Below are 13,528 nucleotides of genomic sequence, written 5' to 3' on the forward strand. Positions count from 1 at the left end.
ACCCAAACGGGCAGAGGATCAAGACTTCACATGTGAAATAGTTTGCAGCCGCGCCTGACGCCGCCCGGTGCAGCATTCACATCAACAGGAGCTTGAGCGCAATCGCCCACATGGTGAGGCCGACAACAGCATCGAGCACCTGCCAGGCGCGCGGGCGGGCAAAAACAGGGGCCAGCAGGCTGGCGCCGTAGCCCAGCGTGAAGAAGAAGGTGAAGCTGGCGATGGCCGCCCCGGCGGCAAAGACCAGGGGTTGCGGATATTGCGCCGAGATCGAGCCAAGCAGAACCACCGTGTCGAGATAGACATGCGGGTTCAGCCAGGTCAGCGCCAGCACCGTGGCCAGCACCGGCCAGAGCGCGGTGCCAGTCCCCTCCCCCTCGGCCTCCAGCGCCGCGCCACCGCGCCAGGCGGCACGCAGGGCGCGAGCACCGTACCAGATCAGGAAGGCCGCGCCGCCCAGCCGCATCGCGGTTTCAAACCACGGCAGCGCCAGCGCCAGGGAGCCGAAGCCAAGGACGCCGGCGGTAATCAGCACCGCGTCAGACCCGGCACAGGTCAGGCAGATCCAGAACACATGCTGGCGGCGCAGCCCCTGTCGCAGCACGAAGGCGTTCTGCGCCCCGATCGCCATGATGAGGCTGAGACCAAGGGCAAATCCGGCAAAAAGGCTGGGCGGCATGGCGGGCTCCTGTGTTGTCGCGGGATTTGACTAACCGCCACGCGCCGATTAATCCAGTTAAAGAAACTTAGGCCAGATTAGGAACGCTAATGCAGATGGATCCCAGCCAGCTGGCGGCGCTGAGCACGGTCCTGCGCCTTGGATCGTTCGACGCCGCGGCACGGGCGCTGTCGGTGACACCTTCGGCGATCTCGCAGCGGATCAAGGCGCTGGAGGAGCGGATCGGCACCACGCTGGTGCACCGGGGCACCCCCTGCAGCGGCACCGCGGCGGGAAGGCGGATCGCCAAACACGCCGAGGACATCGGCCTGCTGGAGGCGCAGCTGGCGCGCGAACTGGCCCTGGAAGTCGGCACGGCCCCGGTCCGGCTGCGGGTGGCGGTCAATGCCGACAGCCTGGCCAGCTGGTTCATCGATGCGATGGCGGCGGTGGAGGGTGTGCTGTTCGACCTGGTGGTGGACGACCAGGACCACAGCGCCGACTGGCTGCGCCGCGGCGAGGTTTCGGCAGCGGTCACCGCCAGCACCCGACCGGTGACCGCTTTTGAGGCCTATCCGCTGGGCGCGTTGGAATATGTCGCCACCGCCAGCCCCGCCTTCATGGCGCGCTGGTTCGCTGCGGGGGTGACGCCCGAGACCGCAGCGCGGGCGCCCTGCCTGATTTTCAACGCCAAGGACAATCTGCAACAGCTCTGGCTGGAGCGGAACGTGGCCGCCGGGCTGTCTCCGCCCGCCCATTTCCTGCCCTCGACCCAGGCCTTCATCGATGCCGCCGCGGCGGGGTTGGGTTGGGGGATGAACCCGCTGGAGATGGTGCGCCGGGACATGCAGGACGGCCGACTGGTGCCGCTGATCGCAGACACCACCCTGCCGGTCCCGCTGACCTGGCAGGTGGCGCGGGTAATGGCACCGGCCCTTGCCGACCTGACCCGCGCGGTGCAGACTTCGGCGCGACAGCATCTGGCCGCGACCTGAGGCCGGAGGCAGCACCACGGGAGGGAGTGCCATCCCAACAGGAAATCACGGCCAAAGCATGGCGGCGGGCAGCGGCCGGACCCGATCGCCCGGGGCCGCCCGGAAGACAGTGGCGTGCCGCGACTGCGGCGGCGGGCGGCAGCGATGAGCGCCCCGGCCGTCTCCCTGTCGCACTGCCTGCTCCGGCAGTTGCTGCTGCCTCGAGCGGCGGTGGTGCTGGGATGGCTGGCGGCGGCGCATTGGCTGGCCCTGCCCAAGGGGCTGGTGCTGGCGCTGATCGCCGCCGACGCGCTGCTGTTGTTGTGGCAGGCCCGCGCGGTACTGCGCGGAACCGATGCCCATGTGGCCAGCACCGGCGCGATGGCCCCGGTCTGGGGCAGCTATCTGCTGGTGCTTCTGGCGATCTTTGCCGCGCCGGTGCTGTGGTGGGAGGCTCTGCTGAGCACCCGGGAAGAAGCCGCCCTGCCCTATGCCGAACAACGCCGCCAGGAACGTGAGGCCTTGTACCGGCTGACCCTGTCCGAGGATGGCAGTACCCTGGTGCTGGAGGGCGAGATCACCCACGGGCTGACCCGCCGCGTCGAGGCGCAATTGGCCGCCGCCCCCGATCTACGCCGCCTGCAACTGTCCAGCGCGGGCGGGCTGATCTACGAAGCGCGCGGCACCGCCCGGCTGATCGCGCAATACCGGCTGGAAACCGAAGCCGCCGGGCTGTGCGCATCGGCCTGCACGCTGATCTTTGCGGCCGGGCACAGCCGCCGACTGGCCCCGGACGGCGCGCTGGGGTTTCACGGCTATGGCCTGATGTTTCCGGGCGGGCTGCCGCAGGTGAACCTGATCGCCGAGCAGCAGCGGGATCTGGAGTTTCTGCAACAGCAAGGCATCCACGCGGACTTCGCGCGCCGGGCCTTGGCAACCGATCATCGCAGCCTGTGGCGACCAACCCTGTCCGAGCTGCTGGCGGCAGGGGTGGTGACGCAGAGCGGTCGCTGACGCGAGGCGGTGGCTCGCTGGATATCTCATCTGATCGCCCTGCCCCTTGGCAGGTGAGCGAGCCCCTTGGCGCGACAGCCTGCTTGTGCCGCGCTCCTCACGCGCCCTGAAATGAAAAAGGCAGCCACCGGGGCTGCCTTTGGGTCTCGTCAATCGCGGGCGCGGATCAAAGCTGCGCCATCACCTCGTCGGAGGCCTCGAAGTTGGTGGTGACGCGCTGCACGTCATCATCATCTTCCAGCGCTTCGACCAGCTTCATCAGCTTTTGCATGCCTTCAAGGTCCAGCTCGGTGGTGGTGGTGGGCTTCCAGACCAGCTTGGTCGATTCCGATTCACCCAGCTCGGCCTCCAGCGCGTTGGCCACCTCGTTGAGGTCGGTGTCGGTGCAATAGATGATGTGGCCGTCCTCGGAGCTTTCGACATCCTCGGCCCCGGCTTCGATCGCGGCCATCATCACGGTGTCTGCATCGCCCACGGAGGCGGGATAGGTCACCTCGCCCTTGCGTTCGAACATGAACCCCACGGAGCCGGTCTCGCCGAGATTGCCGCCGTTCTTGGAGAAGGTGGAGCGCACGTTGGAGGCGGTGCGGTTCTTGTTGTCGGTCATCGTCTCGACGATCACCGCAACACCGTTGGGCCCGTAGCCTTCGTAGCGGATCTCATCGTAGTTCTCGGCGTCGCCGCCCTGGGACTTCTTGATCGCGCGTTCGATCACGTCCTTGGGCACCGACTGGCTCTTGGCTTCTTTCACCGCCAGGCGCAGACGCGGGTTCTTTTCCGGGTCCGGGTCGCCCATCTTGGCGGCCACGGTGATCTCCTTGGCCAGTTTGGAAAACAATTTGGACCGCGCCGCGTCCTGACGGCCCTTGCGGTGCTGAATGTTTGCCCATTTAGAGTGGCCTGCCATGGTGCATCCTTGCTGCTGAATATCAGAATTGGCGCTCATATAGCCCGTGCCTCGCCCTGCTTTCAAGCGTCACAGCCCTTGTCGGCACACGCGGAGCGGCTAAGGTGGCGGAATGACATTCGATCAAGCCGTTCTCTTCGCCCTTTTTGCCGCTGTCTTTGCCCTGCTGATCTGGGGGCGCTGGCGCTATGACCTGGTGGCCTTTGCGGCGCTGATGGTCGGTGTGGTGCTGGGGGTGGTGCCCGCGGCTGAGGCTTTCTCGGGTTTTGGCCACCCGGCGACACTGGTGGTGGCGCTGGTGCTGATCGTCTCTGCCGGGCTGGTGCGCTCGGGCGCGGTGTTCCTGATCACCCGCACGCTGGTGGACAGCGCCAGGGGCCTTGGCGCCCATATCGCGCTGATGGGCGGCGTCGGCGCGGTGCTGTCGGCCTTCATGAACAACGTGGCGGCGCTGGCGCTGTTGATGCCGGTGGACATCCAGACCGCCCGCAAGGCCGGGCGCGCCCCGGGGTTGAGCCTGATGCCGCTGTCCTTTGCCACCATCCTGGGCGGCATGGTGACGCTGATCGGCACCCCGCCCAACATCATCATCGCCACCATCCGCGAGGAACAGCTGGGCGCGCCCTTCCGCATGTTCGATTTTGCGCCCGTCGGGGCCACGGCGGCGATTGCCGGTCTGGCCTTTGTGGCGCTGGTGGGCTGGCGGCTGATCCCGGAGCGGCAGAATGCGGCCGGCGCCACCGAAGCGCAGCTGGCCCCCTATATCGCCGAGCTGACGGTCGGCGCCGAGTCCGAGCTGATCGGTCAGCGACTGGGCACACTGGACGAGGAGGCGGAAAAGGCGGATGTCGCCATCCTGGGGCTGATCCGCGACGGCAAGCGGCAGTACGGGCGGGCGGCGGCGGCCACCCTGCGGGCGGGGGATGCGCTGGTCATCGAGGCCGAACCGGAAGCGCTGGACGAGTTTCGCAGCGCGCTGAAACTGGATTTCGCCGATGCCGCCCGGCAGGAAAAGCTGACGGCCGCGGGCGAAGGCCTGGAGCTGGTCGAGCTGGTGGTGCCGGAAACCGCCCGCATCAATGGCCGCAGCGCCCAGTCGATCGGGCTGGCCTGGCGTCAGAACGCGGTGCTTCTGGGGATTTCGCGGCAGGGCAAGCGGCTGACCCGCCATGTCCGCCAAAGCCAGATCGAGGCGGGCGACATCCTGCTGCTGTTGTGCCCACGCGGGCGCAGCGGCGACGTCACCGAGTGGCTGGGCTGCCTGCCACTGGCCGAACGCGGGCTGTCGGTGACGGCCAACGACAAGACCTGGGCCGCGATCGGCCTGTTTGGTGCCGCCGTGCTGGCCGCCTCGGTCGGGCTGCTGTATCTGCCGGTGGCGCTGGGGCTGGTGGCCATTGGCTACGTGCTGCTGAAAATCCTGCCGGTGGCGGAGATCTATGATCATGTGGAGTGGCCCGTGGTGGTGCTGCTGGGCTCGATGATCCCGCTGGGCGCAGCCTTGGAGACCTCGGGGGGCACGCTGCTGATCGCCAACGCGCTGACCGGGCTGACCGCGGGCCTGCCAGCCTGGGCCGTGCTCGCGGTGCTGATGGTGGTCACCATGACCCTGTCGGATGTGCTGAACAATACGGCCACGGCCATTGTCGCGGCCCCGGTGGCGATCCAGATGGCTGATACGCTGGGGGTCTCGCCCGATCCTTTCCTGATGGCGGTGGCGGTGGCGGCCTCGGCCGCGTTCCTGACCCCCATCGGGCACAAGAACAACACGCTGGTGCTGGGTCCGGGGGGCTATCGGTTTGGGGATTACTGGCGCATGGGTCTGCCGCTGGAAGTGCTGGTCATCGCCGTGTCGATCCCGGCGATCCTGCTGTTCTGGCCCTTGTGAGCCAACCTGTCAGCGAACCTATGCGCCACGTTCACGCGGCCATCGCCTTGGTTGCGAACAGACACACAGGTTCAGAACGGTTGCGGCGCTGTTGCGGCGGGCTGGCCGGCCTCGACGCTCTCGACCTGCAACGCCCGCGAGCCCAAGGCGATCGCCGTTGAGCCCACCAGAACGGTAACCAAAAAGATATTCCTGAAATTCACTGCCGCGTCCCTGTACGTATCTTGCTTTGCAGCTCAACGCGCGGGGGCGCAGAAAGTTCCGTCGCCCTGCCGAAGGCCTGCTCAGAGCGGCCAGATGAAGGGGATCAGCAGCGAGGCCAGCAGGCCCACGGTGAGGTTCAGCGGGATGCCGACGCGCAGGAAGTCGGTGAACTTGTAACCACCGGGACCGTAGACCAGCATGTTGGTCTGGTAGCCGATCGGCGTGGCAAAACTGGCCGAGGCCGCGACCATGACCGCCACCACCAGCGGCCGGGGATCCACCCCCATCGCCTGCGCAAGGCCGATCGCAATCGGCGTCACCACCACGGCAACGGCGTTGTTGGAAACCAGCTCGGTCAGGATCGAGGTCAGCAGGTAAACGGCCCAGACCAGCAGGAACGGCGGCAGCATCGACAAGCCGGGGGCAAGGGCGTTGACGATCAGGCTGACCGCGCCGGAGCTTTCCAGCGCCGCCCCGATGGCCAGCATCGAAAAGATCAGGGCAAGGAGCCTTCCGTCGATGAAGGAGAACGCCTCATCCGCGTCGATGCAGCGGGTGATGAAGACCAGCGTCACGGCGAACAGCGAGAGCATCAGGATCGGCGCGACGCCGAAGGCCGCCAGGATCACGATGGACAGCAGCGCCACCATCGCAATCGGCGCATGGCTGCGGCGGTAGGCGCGCTGGGTCGGTTGCGACACATCGGCCAGATCCATGTCCGACGCCAGCCGCTGAATGTCGGCGGGCGCGCCCTCCAGCAGCAGGGTGTCGCCGACCCGCACCACCAGGTCGTCCAGTTGCACGCCGATGTTCTGGTTACGTCGGTGCACCGCCAGCGTGTAGACGCCGTAACGGCGCCGCAGGCGCATCGCCCCGAGGCTGCGGCCCACCATGCGGCAGCCCGGCGTGATCAGCACCTCGACGGTCTGGGTCTCCACCGCGGACACCTGGTCGACGCGCTTGAGTTCCTTGTTGGATTGCAGGCTCAGCAATTCGGTCATCTTGGTGCGCAGCACCACCCGGTCGCCAACCTGCAACTCGACCCCTTTCAGGTTGCGGCGCAGCGACTCGTCGCCACGGATCACGTCGATCAGACGCACACCGGGGCGCTTGAACAGCTGCACGCCGGTCACTTCGCGGCCAATCAGGTTGCTGTCCGGCGGGATCACCGCCTCGGTGAAGAATTTCATCTTCGACTTGTCGCTGAGCATCGCGGCCATGCTGTCGCGCTCGGGCAGCAGCCGTGGCGCAACAAACCGCAGGTAGACCATGCCGTAGGCCACCAGGATCAACCCCAGCGGGGTCACCTCGAAGATGGTGAAGGGCGCCAGCCCCTGCGCGCGCGACACACCATCCACCAGCAGGTTGGTGGAGGTCCCGATCAGCGTCAGCGTGCCCCCGAGGATCGCCGCGTAGCTCAGCGGAATCAGCATCTTGGAGGCGGAGACATTCAAGGTGCGGGCGATCTGGATGAACACCGGGATCATCACCACCACCACCGGCGTGTTGGACACCACGGCCGAGGCCGCCACCACGAAAGCCATCAGCAGCGCCACCGCCAGCCGCGGGCTGACCTCTGCCTTGCGCTTGGCAATTTGCGTGAAGGCATCGAGCGCCCCGGTGCGCACCAGCGCGCCCATGATGATAAACATGGCAGCAATGGTCCAGGGCGCCGGGTTGGACAGCACCGGCAGCGCCTGGTCGTAGGGCAGCACCCCGGTTGCCAGCATCGCCGCCACACCGGTCATCGCAACCACCTCTGTCGGGTAGGTCTCACGCAGGAAGGCCAGGAACATGGCCAGGACGATCACAATCGCCACCACGGCGCTGCCGGAATCACCAGAGAGGAAAAGTTGCATCTACCGTGACTATGCCCATTTTGTTGTCGGCGCCCGCGCCGCGACCACGCGCGCCGTTGCGCAGTTTCCCCGAAACCGGGTGGCGGAGCAAGGTCATCAGCATGCCACGCAGCCAAGTGCTGGTATTGAGGATCTTTTTCTAAGATTTCCTTACCCCTGCAGGACAGAAGCGGCGGCAGCGGCGCAAATCCGGTCCGCTGATCCGCCAGGCGCCGATCAGGGGGTCGCCTCCTGCAGCAGCCCACCGTTGCGAACCATGCGAATCTGCTTGGCCGCGCCGGTGCGGTCATCGGTCTCGACAAACACGCCGGACAGGGTCGCTTCGCCATTGGCCGGGGTGAAGCGCGCCTTCGGCATGCCGGTCAGGAAGCGGCGCATCGGCTCGGCCTTGTCCATGCCGATGACCGAATTGTAGTCGCCGCACATGCCCGCATCCGTCAGGTAGCCCGTCCCTTCGGAGAGGATCTGCGCATCCGCCGTCGGCACATGCGTATGGGTGCCCACCACCAGCGACGCACGACCATTGCAGAAGTGGCCCATGGCCATCTTCTCCGAAGTCGCTTCGCAATGCACATCAACGATGATCGCCTGCGCCAACCCGCCGCGGGGGTGTGATTTCAGCACCGCCTCGACCGCCCCGAACGGGTCGTCAAAGGCCCGCTTCATGAACACCTGCCCAAGCACCTGCAGCACCAGCACCTTGCGCCCTCCGGGGGCGTCAAACAGCCGATAGCCACGGCCCGGCGCGCCCTTGGCAAAGTTCAGAGGCCGGATGAGGCGCGGCTCCTTCTCGATGAACTGCAGCATGTCCTTCTGGTCGAAGGCATGATCGCCGAGAGTCAGGCAGTCGACGCCCGCATCCAGCAGCAGCTTTGCGTGTTCACCGCTCAGCCCCATGCCATTGGAGGCGTTTTCGCCGTTCACCACTACAAAATCGAGCCGCCATTCCTCGCGCAGGCGCGGCAGGGTTTCGGTGATGGCGCGGCGCCCGGCGCGGCCCATCACATCGCCAAGAAACAGAATTCGCATGTCGGGTTGGTACGCTGAAGCCGACCGCGGAACAAGGGCCGCAACGGTCGAGCAAAACCATTCAGGATGGTTTTGCCACAGTTTTTTTTCAGGCAGACCGGACCGGCGCGGTCAGCCCGGTGGCGGGATCAGCGGTCGAACTGCAGGACGCGGCTTTCGGTGACCACCATGTCAAGCGGCTGGTCGGTCGGCTCCAGCGGCAGGTCTTCGGCCTCCTGCGCGTCGAAGGCAAAGCCGATCGCGAGGGTCGCACGCTTGCCGCGCAATAGCTCCAGCGTGCGGTCATAGAAACCGCCGCCATAGCCCAGTCGCCCGCCATTCGCATCAAAGGCGACCAGCGGCACTACCAGGATCTCCGGCTCGAAGAAGTCATCGACCTCGGGCACCATCGCGCCGAAGGGGCCATCGCGCAGCGGTCCGTCCGGTTGCCAGCGGCTGAACTTCAGCGGCTGCCCTGCCCCCAGGATAACCGGCACTCCGACGGGTCCGTGCGCTGCGGCTTCGGCCATGGCGGGGCGCGGGTCGATCTCGGTGCGGATCGGCAGGAAGCCCGACAAGGGCACGCCCCGATATCCCGCCAGAACCTCCGACAGGCGCCCCGCCGCGCCGGGGATGTTGCGCTCGAACGCGGCCTTGCGGCGGGCAAAGGCCGCCTTGCGGGCGGCGGCCTTGATTTCAGTCAGATCAGCGGGGGTGGTCATTGCGCGCTCCTACAGCAAGACGGCGGCGGCCAGGCCGAGGAAGGCAAAGAAGCCCACCACATCGGTCACCGTGGTGACGAAGGCGCCCGAGGCCAGGGCCGGGTCAATTCCGATCTTCTCCAGTAGAACCGGGATCACCGTGCCCGCCAGCCCCGCGACGACCATATTGACCACCATCGCGACGGCGATCACACCGCCCAGCGCGGGCGAGCCGAACCAGACCAGCCCGACCACCCCCATCACCAGCGCAAAGATCAGCCCGTTGACCAGGCCCACCAGCACCTCACGCCGGATCACCCGCCAGACGTTGGAGCCGGTGAGGTCGCGGGTGGCCATGGCGCGCACCGCCACGGTCAGCGACTGGGTGCCGGCATTGCCGCCCATCGAGGCGACGATCGGCATCAGGACCGCCAGCGCCACCACCTGGGCAATTGCCGCCTCGAACTGGGCGATCACCAGCGAGGCCAGCACCGCGGTGACCAGGTTTACCGCCAGCCACGGGAAACGGCGTTTGGTGGTTTCCACCACCTTGTCGGCCAGAGAGCTTTCCTCGCCCACGCCGGCGAGGCGCAGGATGTCTTCCTCGTGTTCCTCGTCCAGCACGGCCATGGCGTCATCGATGGTGATGACCCCGACCAGCCGCCCCTCGCCATCGACCACCGGGGCCGAGATCAGGTGGTACTGGTTGAAGGCATAGGCGACGTCTTCCTCGTCCTGATCCGCCGGGATGACCTGGAAGGTGTCCTCCAGAAGATCGGCGAGCGGCACGTCCCGCTTGGAGCCCATGATCCGGCCCAGGGTGACATTGCCCACCGGGTGGGTGCGCGGATCGACCAGCACCACATGGTAGAACTGCTCCGGCAGATCGTCGGATTCGCGCATGAAATCAATCGCCTGCCCGACGTTCCAATGCTCCGGCGCCATCACCACCGCGCGCTGCATCAGGCGGCCCGCGGAGTTCTCTGGGAAGCTCAGCGACTGCTCAACGGCAACCCGGTCGGCAACCTCCAGCACCTCTAGGATGGCCTCCTGCTGGGGCTCCTCGAGATCTTCGAGCAGGTCGACCACATCGTCGCTTTCCAGCTCGCGCACCGCCTCTGCCAGCACGGCAGGGGCGAGCATGCCGATCACCTCTTCGCGGATGCTTTCATCCAGTTCCGACAGGATCTCGCCATCGAACTCGCGGTCATAGAGGCGGATCAACCGGGCCCGCTCGGCTGAGTCGACCTGTTCCAGAAGGTCGGCGATATCGGCCGCGTGCAGGTGCTCCAGCAGCTCCGTCAACTGCTGTTGATCGCCCTGCTCCACCGCTTCCAGGACCTGGGAAACCAGCTGGCGGTCCAGCTCGTAGGCGTCCTCGGCGGGCGTTTCGCCGGTGATGTTGTCGCCGCTGCTCATCTGGCACCCCCAGAACTCTTGTGAATATCTGCAAAATAGAAGAAGCGGTTACCGGAAAACAATGTCCGTGGCATAATTTACCGGGGCTTATGTGCCGGGTAACCTGCCATGGGCAATTTGGCAAGAAAGGGCTGAACAGATGGGCGCGGAAATGATCCTGAAAGGACAGGTTTTGAGCTTTGAGCGCTCGCCATTCGACGCGGGTCGGCCCGAGGATGCCTGCCGGATTGCAGAGGCGGTGGCGCTGCGCGACGGCCAGGTGGCCGCGGTTGGCCCGCTGGCAGAGCTGCGTGCGCAGATGCCGCAGGCCGAGGTAGCCGACCATGGCGCGCGGCTGATCCTGGCCGGGTTTGTAGATGCCCATGTGCATTACCCGCAGACCGCGATCATCGCCAGCTGGGGCAAGCGGCTGATCGACTGGCTGAACAGCTACACCTTCCCCGAGGAGGAGCGCTTTGGCGACCGCGCCTATGCGGATGAGATCGCCGCCCGCTACCTGGATCTGACCGCCGCCCATGGCACCACCACCGTGTGCAGCTACTGCACCATCCATCCCGAAAGCGTCGATGCGTTTTTCTCCGCCGCGCAGGCCCGCGGCCAGCGGGTGGTTGCGGGCAAGACCTGCATGGATCGCAACGCACCACCCGGCCTGCGAGACACCGCGCAATCCGCCCATGACGACTCGGCGGCGCTGATTGCCCGCTGGCACCGGGTCGACCGGTTGGAATACGCCATCACGCCGCGGTTCTCGCCCACCTCGACGCCAGAGCAGCTGGAGGCCCTGGGCGCGCTGTGGGCCGAGCACCCCAGCTGCCTGATGCAGACCCATCTGAGCGAGCAGACCGACGAGATCGAATGGGTGCAGGAGCTGTTTCCGCAGGCGCGCGACTATCTGGACACCTACGAGGAGTTCGACCTGTTGGGCGCGCGCGGGCTCTATGGCCACGCCATCCATCTGACCGAGCGCGAACGCCATCGCTTGCGCGAATATGGTGCGGCGCTGGTGCATTGCCCGACCTCCAACACCTTCATCGGCTCCGGCCTGTTCGACATGGCCGGGCTGATGGCCGAGGGGCAGCGGATCGGGCTGGCCACCGATACCGGTGGCGGCTCCAGCTTTTCGATGCTGCGCACCATGGCCGCGGCCTATGAGGTCGGCCAGCTGCGCGGCACGCCGTTGCACGCGGCGCAGCTTCTGTGGCTGGCGACCCAGGGCTCGGCCACGGCGCTGCGGATGCAGGACAAGATCGGCAACATCGCCCCCGGCATGGAGGCGGATCTGGTGGTGCTGGACCTGGCATCCACCCCGGCAATCGCACAGCGCAGCGCGCGCGCCGAAGACCTGTGGGAGGCTGTGTTCCCGACCATCATGATGGGTGATGACCGTGCCATTGCCGAGGTCTGGATCGGCGGCAGGCGGGTGCAGGAGAGGCGCTGACGCGCCTCCGCCTGCGGCGGTTTGAGTATTTTCAGAAAGATGAAGCCAGGGCGCGTGCCATCTCGCCGTGGCGTGCGATCAGGCGCGGCAGGTCGAGCGTGGTGATCTCGCCGCTGCGGATGATCTGCTTTCCTTCGACAAACAGGTGTTTCACCTGCGTCGGCCCCGCCAACAGCATCGCCGCCGCATCCCAGCTGCCGCTGGAGGCGATGCCAGTGGTGTCCCAGATCGCGATGTCAGCGCGCTTGCCCGGTTCCAGTCGGCCACAATCCGGGCGACCGAGCACATCGGCGCCGCCACGGGTGGCGATCTCCAGCGCCTCGTAGGCGCTCATCGCGTCGGCACCGTTGGCGACCCGCTGCAAGAGCATCGCCTGGCGTGCCTCGGCGCTGAGGCTGGCCATGTCGTTGCTAGCGGAGCCATCGACGCCCAGGCCCACCGGTACGCCCGCATCGCGCATCGCGCGCACAGGTGCGATGCCGCTGCCCAGACGACAGTTGGAACAGGGGCAATGGGCAATACCGGTGCGGGTTCTGGCAAAGAGATCAATCTCTTGCGCGTCGAGCTTCACGCAGTGGGCGTGCCAGACATCGTCGCCGGTCCAGCCCAGCTCCTCGGCATATTGACCGGGCCGACAGCCGAATTTCGCTTCGGAATAGGCGATGTCCTCGTCATTCTCGGCCAGGTGGGTGTGCAGCATCACCCCCTTGTCGCGCGCCAGCAGCGCCGCATCGCGCATCAGTTCCCGGCTGACCGAAAACGGCGAACAGGGCGCAAGACCCACGCGGCACATCGAGCCCTCGAACGGATCGTGGAAGCCGTCCACCACCCGGATCATGTCGTCGAGGATGGCGCGCTCGTCCTCGACCAGGCTGTCGGGCGGCAGGCCGCCGTCGCTTTCGCCGATGCTCATCGCGCCGCGGGTCGGGTGGAAGCGCAGACCAATGTCGCGGGCGGCGTGGATGGTGTCCTCCAGCCGGGAGCCGTTGGGATAGAGATAAAGATGATCAGAGCTGAGCGTGCAACCCGACAGCGCCAGTTCCGCCAGCCCGAGCTGGGCGGAGACGAACATCTCGTCCGGGGTGAAGCGCGCCCAGATCGGATAGAGCCGCTGCAGCCAGCCGAACAGCAGCGCATCCTGCGCCCCCGGCACCGCCCGGGTCAGGTTCTGATAGAGATGGTGGTGGGTGTTCACCAAGCCCGGCGTGACCACGCAGCCGCGGCCCGACACGGTCTCCCCCGCCGTTTGCAGCCCCTGCCCGACGGCGGCGATCTGGCCGCCGCGGATCAGCACATCGGCGCCATGCAGCACGCGGCGGGCGTCGTCCATGGTAAGGACGGTATCGGCGTTTTGAATCAGGAATTCTATCGTCATCACACACTCCTTTTGACAGCCCGCTTCATAGGAATGTGTGGGGCGCGATGGAAAACGGGAAAGAACCGCGCCGGTGCCGAATG

The 13,528-nt window shown here is 66.5% G+C and carries 11 protein-coding genes; 4 read left to right on the forward strand and 7 right to left on the reverse strand.

Annotation, left to right across the window (positions count from 1 at the left end; translation table 11 throughout):
• Nucleotides 1-76 precede the first annotated feature (76 nt).
• Entirely contained in the window at nt 77-679 is a 603-nt protein-coding gene (locus ACZ52D_RS01855; protein ID WP_222453966.1) for a LysE/ArgO family amino acid transporter, read from the reverse strand.
• Between the two features lie 89 nt (nt 680-768).
• Between ACZ52D_RS01855 and ACZ52D_RS01860 the strand changes: the two genes are divergently transcribed.
• On the forward strand, nt 769-1,653 hold the full coding sequence (locus ACZ52D_RS01860) for a LysR family transcriptional regulator ArgP (RefSeq protein ID WP_464442364.1): 885 nt from the start codon (nt 769-771) through the stop codon (nt 1,651-1,653).
• Nucleotides 1,654-1,797: 144 nt separating this feature from the next.
• The gene (locus tag ACZ52D_RS01865; RefSeq protein WP_464442365.1) at nt 1,798-2,646 is read left to right on the forward strand and encodes a COG3904 family protein; all 849 of its coding nucleotides are present in this window, start codon (nt 1,798-1,800) and stop codon (nt 2,644-2,646) included.
• Nucleotides 2,647-2,812: 166 nt separating this feature from the next.
• Here ACZ52D_RS01865 and ACZ52D_RS01870 read toward each other — a convergent pair whose 3' ends face one another.
• The gene (locus ACZ52D_RS01870; protein WP_222453969.1) at nt 2,813-3,553 is read right to left on the reverse strand and encodes a YebC/PmpR family DNA-binding transcriptional regulator; all 741 of its coding nucleotides are present in this window, start codon (nt 3,551-3,553) and stop codon (nt 2,813-2,815) included.
• A gap of 112 nt (nt 3,554-3,665) precedes the next feature.
• Here ACZ52D_RS01870 and ACZ52D_RS01875 point away from each other — a divergent pair, with 112 nt between their 5' ends.
• A complete protein-coding gene (locus tag ACZ52D_RS01875; RefSeq protein ID WP_464442366.1) occupies nt 3,666-5,441 on the forward strand; it encodes an SLC13 family permease in 1,776 nt (591 codons plus the stop codon).
• Between the two features lie 284 nt (nt 5,442-5,725).
• Here ACZ52D_RS01875 and ACZ52D_RS01880 read toward each other — a convergent pair whose 3' ends face one another.
• The 4 genes from ACZ52D_RS01880 to mgtE form a co-directional block, all read right to left on the reverse strand.
• Complete coding sequence (locus tag ACZ52D_RS01880; protein ID WP_464442367.1) at nt 5,726-7,504, reverse strand: SLC13 family permease; 1,779 nt, start codon at nt 7,502-7,504, stop codon at nt 5,726-5,728.
• Between the two features lie 216 nt (nt 7,505-7,720).
• A complete protein-coding gene (locus ACZ52D_RS01885; protein WP_369927067.1) occupies nt 7,721-8,533 on the reverse strand; it encodes a TIGR00282 family metallophosphoesterase in 813 nt (270 codons plus the stop codon).
• A gap of 128 nt (nt 8,534-8,661) precedes the next feature.
• A complete protein-coding gene (locus ACZ52D_RS01890) occupies nt 8,662-9,234 on the reverse strand; it encodes a 5-formyltetrahydrofolate cyclo-ligase (protein ID WP_464442368.1) in 573 nt (190 codons plus the stop codon).
• A gap of 9 nt (nt 9,235-9,243) precedes the next feature.
• Complete coding sequence (mgtE, locus tag ACZ52D_RS01895; protein ID WP_369927071.1) at nt 9,244-10,632, reverse strand: magnesium transporter; 1,389 nt, start codon at nt 10,630-10,632, stop codon at nt 9,244-9,246.
• A 139-nt stretch (nt 10,633-10,771) separates the two neighbouring features.
• On the opposite strand from mgtE, the gene guaD reads away from it, so the two are divergent.
• A complete protein-coding gene (guaD, locus tag ACZ52D_RS01900; protein ID WP_464442369.1) occupies nt 10,772-12,070 on the forward strand; it encodes a guanine deaminase in 1,299 nt (432 codons plus the stop codon).
• A 31-nt stretch (nt 12,071-12,101) separates the two neighbouring features.
• Here guaD and ACZ52D_RS01905 read toward each other — a convergent pair whose 3' ends face one another.
• Nucleotides 12,102-13,445, reverse strand: coding sequence for an 8-oxoguanine deaminase (locus ACZ52D_RS01905; protein WP_464442370.1), 1,344 nt, complete (start codon nt 13,443-13,445; stop codon nt 12,102-12,104).
• Nucleotides 13,446-13,528: the final 83 nt, after the last annotated feature.

Source organism: Leisingera sp. S2M4 (assembly GCF_055398055.1).